Below are 16,997 nucleotides of genomic sequence, written 5' to 3'. Positions count from 1 at the left end.
TGAGACTTAATCTCTAACCGGCGATGGTGCCGATCAGCGAGGCCGCTATCATACCGAAGCAGCTTTCGTTGTCAAGCGCTCGTTTTTCCGTAGAAGAAAGAAGCTTTCCAACTCGCTGACGTTGCCACTCAGGCCGTGTCAGCGGAGGCGCATCTTACCGCGCCAGCTTGATTTGTCAACCGATTGTTTTTCATTCTATTCAAACAACCATCTTCAAATCACTCTTCCCGTCAGCGATGAATGATCATCTTGCTGATCCGTGGGTGACCGTTTCAGGAGAGCCCGTGGAAGAGGGGCGCATTCTACGGAACTCATCCGAGATAACAACCCGTGGTTACTACCTACAACATAAGTCGTATAGAATGATTACCGATTCAGGAAAGGCAGGCGCTTAACTTTATGCAACCTGAGAGTAAGGAGTAACATGAGTATAGAGCCATATATAAGTGGCTCGGTATAATCACTTTTTACTAGCCATAGAAAATGAACAACTGCAAGAATGGCTGCAACATACACTAGCCGATGTAATTGACTCCACTGCTTACCCAGCCGCCTCATCATTTTTTTTGTTGATGTAACACCCAGAGCAATCAGGATAGATAAGGCGAAAGCACCTACTACTATATAAGAGCGTTTATAAAGGTCCTCTAAAAGCGTCTGCCATTGCCATGCCAGCATGAAAGCAAGATAAGCCATTAGATGGAGTATTGCGTAAAACAAGGAAAACAAACCCAGCATTCGTCGAAAGCGTATCAACCTTCCTATACCAGTAATGCGACGAGCGGGTGAGATGGACAACGACAAAAGCAAAAATATTAATGCCCACTCTCCAAGCCCATGAGTCAGAGCGTTGGCAGGATCGGGGCCCAGATTATTATTAACTGCCTTGCTAACCAGATTAGCCAATGGCAAAAGACTAAGAGGAAAAACCACCCACTTGATTCGTGCAACAAAACCCATTGGCACAGCTCCTCATACAAACCTTAGTAAAAACGACTCAAGTCCATACCTTTATAGAGATCCGCCACCTCTTCCTCATAACCATTGAAACGATGAGTCTCGATTCGGTTAGGAGAAAGCAATGTACTAGGCAGTCGTCGTTCATTCTTCTGACTCCAGCGAGGATGATCAACCTCCGGATTTACATTGGCATAGAAACCATACTCTTTGGGTGCTGATGTTTCCCAGGTTGTTTTAGGCTGCTGTTCAGTCAGGCGAATTTTGACGATAGATTTGATGCTTTTGAAACCGTACTTCCAAGGTACCACTAGCCGGAACGGCGCCCCATTCTGATTGGGCAATATATCGCCGTATAATCCTGTTGCCATCAGAGTCAAAGGATTCATGGCCTCATCAATCCTCAAGCCTTCGACATAAGGCCAGTCCAGAGAGCCAAAGGAAGCCTGCTGCCCCGGCATCTGTTCAGGATCATGCAACGTTGTAAACTCGACAAAACGGGCTTTGGACGTTGGCTCAAACTGTTTGAGGATATTCGCCAGAGGGATACCAATCCATGGAATTACCATGGACCAGGCCTCAACACATCGGAGTCGATAAATACGCTCTTCCATAGAATGGGGCTTGAGAATATCTTCAAGATGGTATCGACCGGGTTTGGCAACCTCACCTTCAATAACAACCGACCATGGATCGGTTTTCAAAGTATGAGCGTTCCTAACCGGGTCGCCTTTTCCTGTACCAAATTCATAAAAGTTATTGTAGGTAGTAACATCTTTGTGAGGAGTGAGTGCTTCAGTGGTCGTATAAACGTTGGGCTTAAATTCGAGAACTTTCTTTTTTAGCCATGCAGGGCCTGGTTGAGAAGGAATAGCATCGGCTTGTAGCTTTTTATCAATAGCCTCTCCTTCCTGCGAACACCCTGCCAGCACCAAGCCCAGCCCGGCTAAAGCAAAGCGCCCAGACTGTTGCATAAAACGTCGTCGGTCATGGTAAATATGTTCTGGTGTAATCTCACTACTACTAATATCTGATCGTTTTTTTATTTTCAGTAGCATGATCACTCCTTCCTGAAGATCATTTCGATATTCTTATTATGCCTCACTCTGAAGGCTAGCATTCTTGCTATGTTGCCAACACAAGAAGATATGCTCAACTATTGCAAGCTAATCTTTTAACATCCCTGATACAAAGTACAAACTCTCCTTATCACTCTAATTGTGCACTCATACCCCTGCATCACTCTTAGTAATTGTAAAACCAGATGCCTTATTGCCGTCAGAATCCACCTTCATTGCTCCAGACCTCATACTGACCTGAGAGCCTTGAGCTTGTTCTCGCGCCTTTTGGACCTCATCTGGATTAATTGTGCTTTGCCGGTCGCGTCTCGAACGAGCCGGTTTTTTCTTAGCTTTTGTTAACTGAGAAACAGTATCCTCTAACTCTCCCTCCTCGCTTTTAGATTCTTGAGATGCCCCATTAGCATTGCCACTCTGTCCATTACCAGGAGATCGTAGCTTATGGTCAACTTGAACAATACGTATTCTAGATTTGTCTAATGATAATTGGCTTTCATCTGTTGACTGGGCTTGAGATAACTGGGTTTCAACAACCACTGCCACGATACCACTATCCTTATTAGTATTTTCAGGCTGGCCATTTTTCTCTTGGGTCGTTGTACTATATGGCGGTGGAGTTGCTCTCCCAGATAGGCCTACAGACATTTATTTTTCCTCATCAATTTTATCTTTCCTTCAAAGACCTGCTACGCCACGTGCGGTTCATATCATTGCATTCCCTATACGTATTGTTTAGGCATAAAAAAAGCCAGCAATGCTGGCTTTATAAAGAGGGAAAGAAAAACTAGATAGCCTCCTCCTGATCATTCTTGCTTTCACCCATACGCCAGATCGCCATGATTGGTCCAGAGCAGGCATAGGCCAGAAAGATAAGCAACAATGTACGGGGCGGGTCCATAAACACAACAGCAAACGCCAGAACTATCGCCAACAGGAACACAAAGTGTACCCGACCTCTCAGATCAATTTTCTTGAAACTGTGATAACGAATATTGCTCACCATCAAGACGCCGGCTCCACCGGTAATCAGCGAGCCAAGTAAGGCAACAAAGGTCGATTCACCATTGAAGCCAAAGTCACTTAACGCCCATACCATGCCAATCACCACGGCGGCAGCTGCCGGGCTGGCAAGACCAGTAAAATAACGGCTGTCTGTTACTTCAATCTGGGCATTGAACCGAGCCAGTCGCAAGGCAGCACAGGCTGCATAGATGAAGGCTACCATCCAGCCAAACTTGCCAAGATCCTGCAGTGCCCAGCTAAAAGCCACCATGGCAGGGGCAACTCCAAAGGTGACCATATCCGCCAGACTGTCGTACTGCTCACCAAATTTGCTCATGGTATTGGTCATTCTGGCCACGCGACCATCCAGGCCGTCCAGAATCATGGCGACGAATACTGCAATACAGGCCAGGGAAAAATTACCCGCCTGTGCAGCAATAATGGCGTAAAAACCGCAAAACAGGTTGCCAGTAGTGAAAAGGTTGGGTAACAGGTAGATCCCTTTGCGTCGGATAGCCTGCCCTTCTTCAATCACCTCTTCTTCATGCTCGTCTATAGGAAAAAAGCCGTCGACGGCATCTTTATTACTCCCCGGCCTTTCCATTTTCTCAGTCATTGAAACATCTGCTCATCATTACAGAACCAGCGTGAGACTGTACCACGAATACCCTTTTTGAGGGATACAGTCAGATCAAACATTAGGGCCTGTTGACGTTTCGTTGCGTGCTTAGTGACCCAGAAAAGCGTCATATGCGCGAAAGACTTGTGCAGCGTGTAGTTATTCTACATCAAGCAAGTCTTTCGCGCATATGACGCTTTTCTGGGTCATCCTTCGGGCGGATCAGGGCGCCCCTATGACTTCGTTGCGGCATTTTGAAAGGCAACCAGCCTTACTGCAATACCACGCCTCGTCATAGGCACCCTGATCCGCTGAGCTCACAACGAAACGTCAACAGGCCCTAGGTCAAAGACCAACCCTGCTGACATCGTTTACGAAGTGAAGACCAGAATCGTTCAGCACCAGCATGCAGGCGTACATCGTTACGGTAGAGCTTGATCTCAACAGAGCCCCAATATTCCTGATGCTTTTCCGGATCGACGAAGTCCACCAGCTGCCCGCTGGACAGCTCATCAACAATGGCATAACCCGGCAGCCAGGCAATGCCACTGCCATTCAATGCCATGACTTTCAACAGGTTCGTCAGAGAAGACTCCATAACCGGCTGAAACCGAGGAAGATCATCAATAGCCCGCAGCAAACCATTCACCTGCCTTCCCATAAACGCTGCCGGGCTGTAACCCAGAATAGGGACAGGCTCAGCCTGGTCAGGCTTGAAGAGAGGCAAACCATCGGCATCTGGCGCACAGACTGGTCGAAGTTCAGTGTTCCCCAGGGAAAGACATAGGAAAGGAGGCTGCATCAAGGCTTCAATATCAAACGCCAGGAGAAAATCACACCGCCCTTCCTGAAGGGCCTCAACAGCCAGATCGACATCAATACTCTCGACCCGACTTCTCAGCACATGGCCATCATTGCTCATGGTCTGTATCAGTTCTGGTAACAGCGTTACGGAAAGGGAGTGAGCTGCAGCAAAGTCCAGCGGCTGTGGTCCAACTCCGTTCTGTCCTTTCAGCTGGTGCAGACCATCTTCCATCTGTCGAAGCAGGTTTCTGGCAGTGGTATGAAACAGTCGTCCCTCCGGCGTAAGCGCCAGAGGCGTTGTGGCCCGATCAATCAACTCAACACCGAGCGATTGCTCAAGGCTGCGTATACGTCGACTGAATGCCGGTTGAGTGACATTCCGAAGCTGCGCAGCCCGGGAAAAATTGCGCAGCTCCGCTAAAGCCAGAAAATCTTCCAGCCATTTGGTTTCCAGGTTCATCCAGACTCAGAGCTATTCAAATGTGCCCTTCACCAGTAATTCACCTTCTGACATTAATAACTGTCCACGGGAAATAACATGACTGACTACAACCTCATGCTGGCTCAGGGCGGAATGAGAAAGTGCGGTAAAATCAGCATCACAGCCTACCGCTATTCGACCTTTTGCAATACCCACTGAGTCTGCCACATTCGTGGAAAGGAGGGAAAAGATATCGCTCAGACCAAGATCGATATCCAGCAGTCTCGGTATTGTTTTAAGGTTGGAATCCACATTGGCTGCTGTAACACCAACCATCTCTCCTTTGGCATTAAACTTAGGCATACTGCCATTGCCGTCTGAGCTGATGGTCAACTGACTGATTGGCACGCCCTGAGATAAGGCATAACGAATGCTGTCTGCGATATTGTCGAGCCATGCACCGCCAGAAGTCAGGTCGATATGCCCACCCCGTTTTGCCAGATCGACAGCTTCAGCAAAAATACTTTCGTTACGGTTAATATGGGTTGGTGAAAAATGCTGAATCGGCAGCCCCATGGTAATCAGCTGATTAATCTGAACCATCGGATCTGGCAATTCGCCCATATGAATATGGAGAACACCTTTCTTACCAGACACCATTCCCCCGATACGGATGTCAGACACCATTTGAGCAAGAACTTCCGTGGAAGGGAATGAACAACGGTGGTCTGCCAGGGCAACCTTAACACCCATGACTTTATCCACATAAACCATGTCATCACGGATGGAACCGGTGATGGTTCGGGTTGGCACCTCATAAGAACCCGTATGCATGAAGGCATTCAAACCTTCAAGTTCCAGTGCCTTCACCTTTGCGTACAGATCCTTTGGTGAACGGGTAATGCCATCCGTTCCAAGAATGCCCACAACAGAGGTCAAACCCGCTTTTACCAAGTCAGAAAGCATCAGCTGAGGTACACGGGTAGCATACCCTCCTTCACCGCCACCACCGATTAAATGCACATGCTGATCAATGAGTCCCGGACCAACAATCGCGCCCTGCATATCGACCACATGACAGTGACCAGGCAGAACCTGATCCACTTTATCTTCAATGGCAACGATTTTAGTTCCACAAACCAGTATATCTTTTTTCCCAAGATACTCCGGTGAATACAGCTCAGCATTCTTCAACAGCAGAAACATTTTTCCCCCAGAGAAAAAGAAAGCACCTGAAAAGGTGCTTTCTTAATCAGCCTCTTTTTTCAGCTCATATTTAAGGTGGTTGATTTGCGGTCAGCATCTGATAAAGGTCATCTTTTAACTTTGCACGATGCTGTTTCAAATCGTTATAAACGTCATCGGTTACGGGTACATCACTGTCTTCGAGTCCGCGCACCTGATGATCCAGCTTGTGATATTCATTTGCCTTTTCAGCAAAGACGCTATCCGTTTGTTTTAATCGGTTGATTTGATCATGATGCTCTGGAAACTCATGATAAAGGCTATGGCTCAGAGCATCTTTTATTTCAGACATGGAGCAACCTCCTTTAGAACAACCTGAATCAGTTTAGGCAGCTTCCAAAGTAGGCGCTATTGTCCATGTATTATGCTGCTTGCTGGTGAACGTCGCCCTGGTAGTTATTGTCGTGGCCAGTGTAATACCAGTCGACACAGGCCCTGGCTAACAGCTCAGTAGCATCAACACACAGTTCAGGTTTCTGTCTGGCTATACTGGCAAGGCCGATCGGAATTTCAGTACAACCGAGAATAACGGCTTCGGCACCCTCATTGATCAATGCGTCAAAAACCATTTCCATGCCCTGGGCACCCTGCTCAAGACGACCCGCCTTGATGTCATAGATAGCGGTCATAACCTGCTGCTGGGCAAGGTCATCAGGCACGAGACACTGACCACCCATTGTGTGAATGCGGTTCTTATAAATTTCAGCAGCAACGGTTGCGTTGGTTGCCATCAGTCCCGCATTCAGAATGCCTCGTCGAGCCAGCTCTTTGCAGACGACATCCACAATGCTGATCATCTGAACTGAGGCATGTTCTTTCAGAGCATCAAACCAGTAATGGGCGGTGTTGCAGGGAATAACCACGCATTGTGCTCCTGCATTTTCCAACCTCTTAAGCCCTTGCAGCAGGGCCGGAAACGGGTCTTCTCCTCCCTGAAGGATACAGGCACTGCGATCCGGTATCTGCGGCACATTGTGTACCAGCATCGGGATATGATCCTGATCAGTCGCTGCCTGACTCAGGGCAATCACCTTCTGCATAAAATCCACTGTTGCCAGTGGCCCCATTCCCCCAAGAATCCCCAACATCATTCTGCTCCACACCAGAATTGGTCTCTAAGCACAGTGTTTTCCATAGGGCAGGTGGTTGTGAAATGCCTAAAACGGTCAAATGATGCCGAAATGGCATAGGTTCTGTTGGCTACACTACTTTCGCTATCCTTAGAGGTTTGTGGTACAAAAACCGTTAACGATTACTTTCCATTACCAAGAACCTGAAATACTCATTACTCTGAGCACTTCCAAGTACGAGAAACTGGTATTTCCATAGAAAAGGTCAGCCACCATGCGTTATTTTCTGGCAATTATTTTGCCGCCATTAGCCGTGCTACTCTGCGGTAAACCATTTCAGGTGATTCTGAATATCATTCTGACCATTCTGGGCTGGATTCCCGGTGTTATTCATGCACTCTTTGTTGTGAATAATCATCTGGCCGACAAGCGTAACAAAGAGCTGATCGACGCTATTGAGAAAAAAGATTGAGTATGAACATACAAACTTCGCTGTCTGACCATGCCTTTCTGTCCCGCAGCCTGAAGATTGCCGGAGCATTGGTTATTTCGTTTATGGTGGCTGGCTGCCAGAGCACTTATTACAGCGCCATGGAAAAAGTAGGCATTCATAAACGCGATATAATGGTAGATCGCATTGAAGATACCCAGAGTGCACAGGAGCAGGCACAGGAGCAGTTCCAGAGTGCACTTGAGCAGTTCCAGAGTGTCATCAACTTTGATGGTGGCGACCTCGAAGCAGCCTACAACGATCTGAATGCTGAATACGAAGACAGCCTGGCCGCTGCAGAAAAAGTAAGAGACCGTATTGCCAGCGTCCAGAGTGTTTCTGATGCCTTGTTTGACGAGTGGGAAGAAGAACTCAACCTATATAAGAGTGACAGCCTTCGTAGAGCCAGTGCCCAAAAGCTGAAAGACACCCGACGTCAGTATCAGCGAATGATGGTCAGTCTGGAAAAATCTGAACAACGGATGCAGCCAGTACTGGATGCCTTTCAGGATCAGGTGCTTTATCTGAAGCATAACCTGAACGCCCGGGCCATCAGTGCTTTGAAAGGTGAATTCAATACCATCAAGGCCGATATTGATCGTCTGATCAGTGATATGCAGGTTTCCATTGACCAGTCACGACAGTTTATTAAAGCGCTCAAGCAGCCTTAGTATGCGATTTTGCTGGAGATGAAAGATCTCCAGCAGACCTTATTCTTCCCCCCTTCACCGAAAGCCCGGTTTGAGATTGCAGCTAGACTGAGATAGCAATCCAGTGACGGGCTTACAGTGAATAACTCACCGCTTTCCACGCTCTCTCAGACAAATACCATTTTACTAATGGGTGCCATCGCGATTATCCCGATGCTTCCCATTACCCTGTATATCCCTATTCTTCCTCACATCGCCAGCCAATTTGGTTATGACACCGAGATATTTCAGCTGACCCTGCCGCTCTTTATCATCTCTCAGGTAGTAGCCATGCCCATAACGGCCATGCTGTCGGATACTGGCTATCGGTTACAGGCACTCTACTGGGCTCTGATGGTATTTATTATCGGAACGGTGTTGTGCATTGGTTGGCCAAGTCTCTGGTTATTCTGTACAGGCCGGGTATTACAGGCATTTTCTGCAGCAACACTGATGACGGTGATACCCGCACTGATTAATGAGTGTTACGACACCAATTCAGTCGCCAGGATTCTTTCCTACGTCACTGCCATTGGTTTTGTGATTCCCATTGTTGGTCCTGAGCTCAGCACGCTGGCAAGCCAGCACTGGAGCTGGTATTCAGTCTTTGTCTTTATGCTGGCTTACAGCATGACCACTTTCCTTATCTGCCGAAGAAGTATTGGTAAAGCAACACCACCAGCAAACAGGCTGACTATTGAACCATTAAAAAAGGGCCTGTATCACTGGAAGATAATGGTGCAGGACAAAGAAACTCAGGCCTTTCTGGTTTGCCATACAGGTATTGCCGTTGTCGGCCAGATCTACATCAGCAACTCAGCCTTTCTGTTTCTGGATTATTACCAGCTCACAGAAATCTCATACAGCTACCTGATCAGTGTATTGTATGTAAGCCGAACGGCCATAACCCTGATCAATGGCCTGCTGCTAAAGCACATTCCCTATAGCAAGCTGATAGATCTGTCCCTTCCGGTATTGATGATACTCGCACTTTGCATGCTGCTGCTTGACTGGTTTTATGGTGCATCGCTGATACCCAGCCTGATTTTGGTTGTTGCTTTTTTTGCCCTTTCCGGTCTGGTCGTTACCAATGCGTTAACCGGTGTGCTTAAAAACCATGAGAGTTGGAGTATGCAGGCATCTGCCCTGCTTTTTATCGTGTTCTCAGGAACCGCCAGTATGCTTAATATTGCGTTGATTGCACTGCATGATGGCACTCCCAGGGTGTTATCGATGGTTTCCATGCTCATCCTTATCCTGACCTATCTTCTCTATCAGAGAATCAAATCAGGCTCCTGAATTATGACCATCACGGTAGAGAGCAATGATACCGAGGCTATAGATCTGGCTGAGTATGTCGCCTTTTGCCACAACCAGGATAAGCTTCATGACAGAGAGCAGGTACTATCCACTGCATTCATGCTGCAACGTCTCGCAAACAATAAACATTTTCTGCTGGATTTTCTGAATACCAAGCTGAAAGATATTTCCCTGTACGACGTCAAAACCGACTTTACGCCCCCCAGCTTCTACTTATATCAATGCCCGACATTCTCTGTACGTGCTGCTGTCTGGCTAACCGATGACAGTGAAGTCGGTGACATTGCCAAAGGTTATGGTGTAACCCATAACCATCACTTTGACTTTCTGACCTGTGGCTATTTTGGTCCGGGTTATCGAACCATTATTCATACCTGTGAAGCGGAAAAGCAGCATGGAATCATTGGCAAGAGTATGGAGATGATATTTCAGGAAGAGACTCTCCTGCCTGAAGGCAAATTGATGTTTTACCGCCACACCGAAGACTTCCATGTTCAGCTGCCACCTGAGTCACTGTCCATCTCAATCAATCTGGTTTTTCCTACTCATCCTGATGCCGGTATTCAATGTGCCATTGACCCTGAAAGCAGCAAACTGATCACACACCTGGATGCTCTGCCAGCAACAAACAGCCTGATGGCTGTTGCCCGGTTTATGCACAATGATGACACCACTACCCTATTACAAGATATTGCGCTCAATCATCACTGCCCAAGAACACGGGCAATGTGTTTTCAGTGTTTGATAGAGATCGCCCCTTCTGATCAACATTACTTCCTGTGTCAGGCTAACCAGGACCCACACGACTATGTACGTTCGATCTGTAGAATAAACGACAGATAAATCAATGTCGGAAAAATAATTTCATTAGAGACAATCGGTTATGAGAAATCTGTATTTTGGGTTAATAAATATGACTCTACACTGGAATCAGTCGTTTATTTGATACCTGAATCCCAAGTACAGAGAGGGGTAAGCATGAACAACTCCCCCTTCACACTATCAACCCTTACCCAGCAAGCCAATCAACTGACCTCTGGTCAAAACCCATACTTTTCTGACTTCAGCCGTCTATTTGAAGGCTTTAACCAGCAGAAGGCGAATGAGCTATTCAACAGTATTCTTGAAGAAATTCTGCTGCAGAAAATCCACGATAAAAAGCCGGCTTACTCGGATCAGATTCATCTGATTGCCGCAGGCGACTTCAACCTGACACTGAATGTGATTGGTCAACGGGAAAACACTGATAACACACTGTGTGCCAGTGAGTTCGATATGATGGTCATCAATATGTTGCCTGAAACGGTCGCAGTGCCCCGCTATGAGACCACCATCAGGCCCTCATCGGTTTATAATCGTCCGGCACCGCTCAAAACGCTCTCTCTTCAGGAGCTAAAACCCTATACCCCAACAATTTTCCAAGCGTATAAAGATATAGCCGTTCTGGATGAAGCGACATTACAGGCACCCTGTCTGATTATTTATTCCCGTCCTCTGGCATCAGTGACTTGGGTATTTGACCGGGACAGTCTTGATCCACTGACGCTTACTGATAATAGCCTGCAAAGATCACGAATCCTTCTGGGGGTTCGAATTCTTGGGGAGTTGGGAGAACAGCACCACGCAGAGACTCTGGACAGCCTGTCCAGGTCTGACTTTGACTACTTTGTACGCTGGGAAGCAGCGGAAAGCGTCTATAAACTGGATGAGTGGCGAGGAACCAGGCTACTGCAAGAGCACCTGGTACACGACAACAACCCTGAAATAGCAAAAGCCGCAAAACAGACACTGGCCATGCTGTCGGATGAGCCCCATCAAGCCGAGGAATCAGTCCATGGCCTGTACAATTGAGCCATCCACAGAAAGTGCCATCTCTCTGGAAGAGTACATCGACTTCTGTGAGAGTCACCCTGAAATGAAAGAGCCGGATGCTGCCATTGAGCATGCAGGCAAGCTTGGTCAGTTGTGTCACAACCCATCATTTTTTACGGACTACCTTAATGATGGATTGAAAAGTCTGAACCAATTCCAGCAGAAGAATGATTTCAAGCCACCAAACTTTGTTCTCTATTACGGATCCTATTTTGCTATTCGGGCCATTGTCTGGCTGCCAATGAGTGAACTGGCAGCAGATGAGCTGCTCTCCTACTTCGACGGGCATGACCATAATTTTGATCTGCTCACCTGCAGCTATTTTGGCAGCGGCTATCGAACCATCATTTACCAATACGACCACAATCAGGTCACAGGTTATATTGGCGAGCATGTCGATCTGGCGTTTCAGGAGGATACTGACTTCCCTCATGGAAAGCTGATGTACTACTTCTCAAGCAAAGATGTTCATACCCAGTATCCTCCGGATGAGCTTTCCATCTCCGTCAACCTGATCATTCCACGACCGGGTGAGCCAAAGCTGCAATTCTTTTTTGATGTTGAAAAGCAAGTCATCACTGGCTACGTGAATGATCTCACCATGCGCAACCCAGTCTTTAAGACGGTGGAAGCGATTGGTAATGACAACAGTATCGATCTGCTACTGCGTATTGCCAGTCATCACCCCTGCTTTAGAACCCGGGGTCTTGCCTGGACCACTCTGTTTAATATGGAGGGTATTACCGACGACTTTTTCAATCTTGCCATGCAGGATTCTCACTCTTATGTGAAGCAGACCGTTCTGGATACCATCGGCAGTCATAAGACAGCCGAACCGAAGGGTGTCTACTGTCTATGACACCCAACCATTAGCAAGGGAGCATCAGCAATGAAATCTTCCGGCAGAAAGCTGAAAAAAGGCTTCGTCAAACTGGACCAGCAAGTCAGCCTTGCCAGTGCCTACAAGCGAGTCATTAAAACGACCGTGGCCGGTCGCGAGCTTGGCTTCGGCTGCAACCTGAAACGATAACCCCTATTAACCCGCTCAATCGCCTCACTTATTATTGAATGGGGCTTTTCACATTCTTCGAAGACAAAATCGTGCCCATAAAAAAACAGGGTATTTCTGGAAAGAAATACCCTGTTTTTCTGGACTCTAAACTATGCGTCAAATAACGCTCAGTCTGATTAGTTTTTCTCTTTATCAACCAGCTTATTAGCAGTGATCCAGGGCATCATTTCACGCAGCTGGGCACCAACCTTCTCGATTGGGTGGGCAGAGTTGTTACGACGATAGGCGGTCATGGATGGATAATTCAGAGCACCTTCAGAGATAAATTTCTTGGCATACTCACCGTTCTGAATATCTTTTAGAGCATCACGCATCGCCTTGCGAGACTCGTCGTTAATAACACGTGGACCGGTCACATACTCACCATACTCCGCATTATTGGAGATGGAGTAGTTCATGTTGGCAATACCGCCTTCGTACATCAGGTCAACAATCAGCTTGAGTTCGTGGAGACACTCAAAGTAAGCCATTTCCGGTGCATAGCCAGCTTCAGTCAGGGTTTCGAAACCTGCCTTAACCAGTTCAACAGCACCACCACAAAGAACGGCCTGCTCACCAAAAAGGTCAGTTTCAGTCTCATCTTTGAAGGTAGTTTCGATGATACCGGTACGACCACCACCCACTCCCGAAGCGTATGACATTGCAACGTTTTTAGCTTGGCCAGAAGCATCCTGGAAAATCGCAATCAGGTCAGGAATACCGCCACCTTTAACAAACTCAGAGCGAACAGTGTGACCTGGAGCCTTTGGCGCAATCATGATGACATCAAGATCAGCGCGAGGTACAACCTGGTTGTAATGAATGGCAAAACCATGGGCAAAAGCCAATGTTGCACCCTGTTTCAAGTTTGGTTCAATCACGTCTCTGTAGAGCTGAGATTGAAATTCATCAGGTGTCAGAATCATGACCAGATCAGCCTGAGCAACAGCCTGAGGTACTTCAGATACCTGCAGGCCAGATGCTTCCGCCTTGGCCCAGGAAGCAGAATCTTTACGCAGGCCAACCGTTACATCCACACCGGAGTCTTTCAGGTTATTAGCATGGGCATGACCCTGAGAGCCATAGCCGATGATAGAGACTTTCTTGCCACGGATGATGGAGAGGTCACAGTCTTTATCGTAATAAACTTTCATTGAATAACTCCTGAAAGAAAACACCGGCTCAGTGGTAGCTGGTTAGCTGATAGAATTCGGCTTTTTATTAAGAGCGACGGAACAAAGTCTGCCTCTCACTCAACTGGGGTACACCATAACCGATAGGTGGTTCTGCGTATAGTTTCATTTAGTGATATATTTGCAACTTAAAATTGCAAAATATGAAATAACCTTTATTTGATTATGGCTATAGACCTTCGCCCTCTTAAACAGTTCCTTGCGCTGGCTGAATCCCTCCATTTCAACAGGGCCAGCCTCATTTGCCACGTCAGTCCGTCAACGTTGAGCAGAACCATCAAACAGCTGGAAGACCAGCTGGGTGTAGCGCTGTTTGAGCGGGACAACCGCAGTGTCTCGCTCACCTCGGAAGGAGAGCGATTCCAGACCTATGCCCGTGAAGCGCTCTCTCAATGGGAGATTATTCATAATGAACTGATGGCAGGAGCCAGAGAGCTTCACGGCTCACTGAGCATGTACTGCTCAGTAACTGCCAGTTATAGCTTCCTGTATGAGATTCTCAGCCAGTTTCGACCAAAATATCCAGGCATTGAAATCAAGCTGCATACCGGTGATCCGGAACCAGCCATACAGAGGGTATTAACGGATCAGGAGGATCTGGCCATTGCCGCCAGACCTGACAACCTTCCCGCAGGGCTGGCATTCCAGCAAATAGCGGTTTCACCATTACTGTTTATAGCCCCTGTTGTCTCTCAGCTTCCAGATTCTCTTTTTGAAAAACAGCTTCAGGTTCATGACTTTGATGATGTCCCTATGATTCTTCAGGAAAAAGGGATAGCAAGGCAAAGACTGGATTCCTGGTTTCAGGCTAATGGCAGGAACCCCAAAATCTATGCCCAGGTTGCCGGTAATGAGGCCATTGTCAGCATGGTAAGCCTTGGCTTTGGTGTCGGTGTTGTCCCGGAGATTGTATTGAGCAACAGCCCGCTGGCTGCAAATGTTCAGGTGTTAAAAGTCAGCCCGGAACTTAAGCCCTATAAAGTGGGGCTGTGTGTACTGGAAAAAAAGTTAAGGAATCCACTGATTGCTGCATTATGGAACCAGCTTTCCGACATACTCTAAAATCCACCAGGACTAGTGCCTGATACTTATGAAGCACTGAGCTAATACATGACACTCGTTATCAGATATGACTTGGGAGTACTTGCTTTTTAAACACCCACCACTTAGTTTTATTGGCCTTGGGTTCTGGCCTTTTTTGTCATAGATACCAAATATCCTCAGAATTTATTCTTGTGCGAAACAGCCTTAAGCCATTTGTGCAGCACTAACTGAAAACATGTAGTCGTCGCTGCATTTATATAATAAATAAAAAAGGGATGTAATTGTGCTTAAACTCAAGGGCAATGGATCTGTAAAATCCACCTGTCAGTCTCTCCTGTTTTCCATCAGCTGCCTCTTCTCAACTGGTAGCTGGTCGGTCACTGGCAGTGATGTCTCACTACTCGACTTAATGATCGATAGTTATGAGCTGAAGATGATTACCTGGGCAGATAAGCATGCCTACACGCAGGAGGGCTCAGGCATAGACATTCGCCCAAAAGAGCTACACATGCAGCAAAGCCTGTTACATCTTGATGAATATGATGGGCTATTAGAGAAGTCAATTACTGACCTTGGACAGTCATTCCAAAACTATTCGGTGGACTGGCAGAAAAATAAAGTGCCCAGTGAGGATGTCACCAGAGAACTTGATCAAACCCAGCAAGCCTTCTCTGACTTCCTGATAAGCAATATGAGTGGTTCCCCTATCGTTGACTTGCGCGCCCGTCAGATTGACTCATTACTAACCCTTTCATCCATCTATGTCTATATGGCCACTGAGCCCCAAGCCAGTTTCCCCATAACTGAGGTATATAATATCGACGAGCTGGTTGAGTCAATCGACAGCACATTACTGACACATCCAGTTAAGGACACCACGCTTCTGGCCAAATGGCGCTTTTTGAAGTCAGCTTTATTAAGGGGCGATTATGTCGCACCACTGTTAGTAAAACGACATGCGCTATCTATGGCTCTTATTCTTCAGCGTTCTTTAGATGAAATATAAAATAGCCCCAAAGGGTATTTTTTTGTTTAAAGGTAACTTTACAACTGCAAAGAAATACCCATCACACATGCCACTGAGAGGCCAGCTTGTACATTAGAATATCTAAGAAACTCTGATATATCAGATTTTTTATTGAACCTTCGCGCTATTTTTAGGTCGAAATTTGCTCAACAGCCCGTAAAAAACTATAAAAAAACTGTGTAAGAAAAAGTCATGAAGGCCATTTTCAATGAACGCTCTTTCTGCTGTCCTGCAACCTATAAATTACCGCTTAAACTATGAAAATCAGCACAATTGCGATAGTGGCACAGAATCTATAAATGAGACTTTGGAAGGATTATCAAACACAGCAGATACTCCCATTTCTCACTATAAAGTGACCAGGAGTGAATTTCCGTTTATGACTATCAAAAAACAGCTGGCCGATAATGTATCCACTCACTCTCGAGATACTGCTTCTCCTTCGCCCGATTCAGGCTACAGTACTCCAGCTGAAGATCCGATACCGCAAACAACAACAGCTTCAAAAAAAAGAAGATACCACCCTTATCCAAAATCACTCAAGGAGATGTGTTCTGTTGGACAGGGTATTTATATAGAACCAAGTACTCTTCCTTATTCTGATGTAGGAAATGGAGCTTTTATAGATCACCCATTTGAAAAAGGTGCATTTGTTACATGGTACGACGGATATAGAAAACACTTTAAATCTGAGGCAGAAAGGAATGAGCACAAAATGGATCTGAATGCATCAACCCATACCAGAAAAATAAACAGAGATGTGGTTATTATTGGAATTAGAGACCCAGAATTAGCTGCAGTTATTGATACTCAAACTGGTCATAGTATGGGCGCGGGAAGCTTTATCAATGACCCTTTGGATCCTCAAAAAGTGAACGTCATATTTTGTGCCCCCGACTCTGCTGAAAAGCCACATATCTACGTAAAAGCGACAAAGGATCTTGATCGGGGAAGTGAGCTGTTTGCCACCTATGACGATGATTTCTGGAGGAGAAGGGGGGGAAAGCCAAAGAAAATCAAACCTTCCATCGACCAGACAGAACAAGGCATAAAGCCAACGACTAACAACCTCATCAAAACAGGTCAATAGAAAATCATGAACACCCTTTCGGGT

General features: G+C 46.6%; 19 protein-coding genes. 10 read left to right on the top strand and 9 right to left on the bottom strand.

Annotated features, from left to right (window positions below):
- Positions 1 to 366: 366 nt before the first annotated feature.
- The 8 genes from GV64_RS02550 to cuyB all read right to left on the bottom strand — a co-directional run bounded on the left by GV64_RS02550 (position 367) and on the right by cuyB (position 7,218).
- Positions 367 to 960 carry a protein-methionine-sulfoxide reductase heme-binding subunit MsrQ gene (locus GV64_RS02550; RefSeq protein WP_020582601.1) on the bottom strand — a complete coding sequence of 198 codons (594 nt, stop codon included), beginning with the start codon at positions 958 to 960 and terminating at the stop codon, positions 367 to 369.
- Positions 961 to 983: 23 nt separating this feature from the next.
- On the bottom strand, positions 984 to 2,015 hold the full coding sequence (msrP, locus tag GV64_RS02545; protein WP_020582602.1) for a protein-methionine-sulfoxide reductase catalytic subunit MsrP: 1,032 nt from the start codon (positions 2,013 to 2,015) through the stop codon (positions 984 to 986).
- Positions 2,016 to 2,183: 168 nt separating this feature from the next.
- Positions 2,184 to 2,681, bottom strand: coding sequence for a hypothetical protein (locus GV64_RS02540; RefSeq protein ID WP_020582603.1), 498 nt, complete (start codon positions 2,679 to 2,681; stop codon positions 2,184 to 2,186).
- 139 nt (positions 2,682 to 2,820) lie between these two features.
- Positions 2,821 to 3,654, bottom strand: coding sequence for a CDP-diacylglycerol--serine O-phosphatidyltransferase (pssA, locus tag GV64_RS02535; RefSeq protein ID WP_020582604.1), 834 nt, complete (start codon positions 3,652 to 3,654; stop codon positions 2,821 to 2,823).
- Between the two features lie 343 nt (positions 3,655 to 3,997).
- The gene (locus GV64_RS02530) at positions 3,998 to 4,921 is read right to left on the bottom strand and encodes a LysR substrate-binding domain-containing protein (protein ID WP_034843959.1); all 924 of its coding nucleotides are present in this window, start codon (positions 4,919 to 4,921) and stop codon (positions 3,998 to 4,000) included.
- A 12-nt stretch (positions 4,922 to 4,933) separates the two neighbouring features.
- On the bottom strand, positions 4,934 to 6,088 hold the full coding sequence (gene iadA / locus GV64_RS02525) for a beta-aspartyl-peptidase (RefSeq protein ID WP_020582606.1): 1,155 nt from the start codon (positions 6,086 to 6,088) through the stop codon (positions 4,934 to 4,936).
- 70 nt (positions 6,089 to 6,158) lie between these two features.
- Complete coding sequence (locus tag GV64_RS02520) at positions 6,159 to 6,419, bottom strand: YdcH family protein (protein WP_020582607.1); 261 nt, start codon at positions 6,417 to 6,419, stop codon at positions 6,159 to 6,161.
- A 70-nt stretch (positions 6,420 to 6,489) separates the two neighbouring features.
- Positions 6,490 to 7,218 (bottom strand): cysteate racemase, encoded by a 729-nt coding sequence (gene cuyB, locus GV64_RS02515; RefSeq protein ID WP_034843957.1) that lies wholly within the window; start codon positions 7,216 to 7,218, stop codon positions 6,490 to 6,492.
- Positions 7,219 to 7,471: 253 nt separating this feature from the next.
- On the opposite strand from cuyB, the gene GV64_RS02510 reads away from it, so the two are divergent.
- From GV64_RS02510 to GV64_RS25170, 7 genes are all read left to right on the top strand, one after another.
- A complete protein-coding gene (locus tag GV64_RS02510) occupies positions 7,472 to 7,669 on the top strand; it encodes a YqaE/Pmp3 family membrane protein (RefSeq protein WP_020582609.1) in 198 nt (65 codons plus the stop codon).
- Between the two features lie 2 nt (positions 7,670 to 7,671).
- Positions 7,672 to 8,358: a DUF2959 domain-containing protein gene (locus GV64_RS02505; protein WP_020582610.1), complete on the top strand. Its 687-nt coding sequence runs from the start codon at positions 7,672 to 7,674 to the stop codon at positions 8,356 to 8,358.
- 117 nt (positions 8,359 to 8,475) lie between these two features.
- Positions 8,476 to 9,675, top strand: coding sequence for an MFS transporter (locus tag GV64_RS02500; protein WP_152553900.1), 1,200 nt, complete (start codon positions 8,476 to 8,478; stop codon positions 9,673 to 9,675).
- 3 nt (positions 9,676 to 9,678) lie between these two features.
- A complete protein-coding gene (locus GV64_RS02495) occupies positions 9,679 to 10,539 on the top strand; it encodes a hypothetical protein (protein WP_020582612.1) in 861 nt (286 codons plus the stop codon).
- Positions 10,540 to 10,674: 135 nt separating this feature from the next.
- The gene (locus GV64_RS02490; protein WP_020582613.1) at positions 10,675 to 11,547 is read left to right on the top strand and encodes a HEAT repeat domain-containing protein; all 873 of its coding nucleotides are present in this window, start codon (positions 10,675 to 10,677) and stop codon (positions 11,545 to 11,547) included.
- Complete coding sequence (locus tag GV64_RS23535; RefSeq protein ID WP_020582614.1) at positions 11,531 to 12,427, top strand: hypothetical protein; 897 nt, start codon at positions 11,531 to 11,533, stop codon at positions 12,425 to 12,427. Before GV64_RS02490 ends, GV64_RS23535 begins: the two co-directional genes overlap by 17 nt.
- Positions 12,428 to 12,457: 30 nt before the next feature.
- Positions 12,458 to 12,598, top strand: a complete 141-nt coding sequence (locus GV64_RS25170; RefSeq protein WP_020582615.1) for a hypothetical protein — start codon at positions 12,458 to 12,460, stop codon at positions 12,596 to 12,598.
- A 158-nt stretch (positions 12,599 to 12,756) separates the two neighbouring features.
- Here GV64_RS25170 and ilvC read toward each other — a convergent pair whose 3' ends face one another.
- Complete coding sequence (gene ilvC / locus GV64_RS02480; protein WP_020582616.1) at positions 12,757 to 13,773, bottom strand: ketol-acid reductoisomerase; 1,017 nt, start codon at positions 13,771 to 13,773, stop codon at positions 12,757 to 12,759.
- Between the two features lie 210 nt (positions 13,774 to 13,983).
- On the opposite strand from ilvC, the gene ilvY reads away from it, so the two are divergent.
- The 3 genes from ilvY to GV64_RS02465 all read left to right on the top strand — a co-directional run bounded on the left by ilvY (position 13,984) and on the right by GV64_RS02465 (position 16,973).
- The gene (ilvY, locus tag GV64_RS02475) at positions 13,984 to 14,874 is read left to right on the top strand and encodes an HTH-type transcriptional activator IlvY (protein WP_034844527.1); all 891 of its coding nucleotides are present in this window, start codon (positions 13,984 to 13,986) and stop codon (positions 14,872 to 14,874) included.
- 265 nt (positions 14,875 to 15,139) lie between these two features.
- Positions 15,140 to 15,862: a hypothetical protein gene (locus GV64_RS02470; protein WP_020582618.1), complete on the top strand. Its 723-nt coding sequence runs from the start codon at positions 15,140 to 15,142 to the stop codon at positions 15,860 to 15,862.
- 229 nt (positions 15,863 to 16,091) lie between these two features.
- On the top strand, positions 16,092 to 16,973 hold the full coding sequence (locus tag GV64_RS02465) for an SET domain-containing protein-lysine N-methyltransferase (protein ID WP_020582619.1): 882 nt from the start codon (positions 16,092 to 16,094) through the stop codon (positions 16,971 to 16,973).
- The last annotated feature ends 24 nt before the right edge of the window (positions 16,974 to 16,997 follow it).

Origin of the sequence: Endozoicomonas elysicola, from assembly GCF_000710775.1 — a bacterium.
GTDB lineage: Bacteria > Pseudomonadota > Gammaproteobacteria > Pseudomonadales > Endozoicomonadaceae > Endozoicomonas > Endozoicomonas elysicola.
This window is presented reverse-complemented; position numbering and strand designations above follow the sequence as displayed.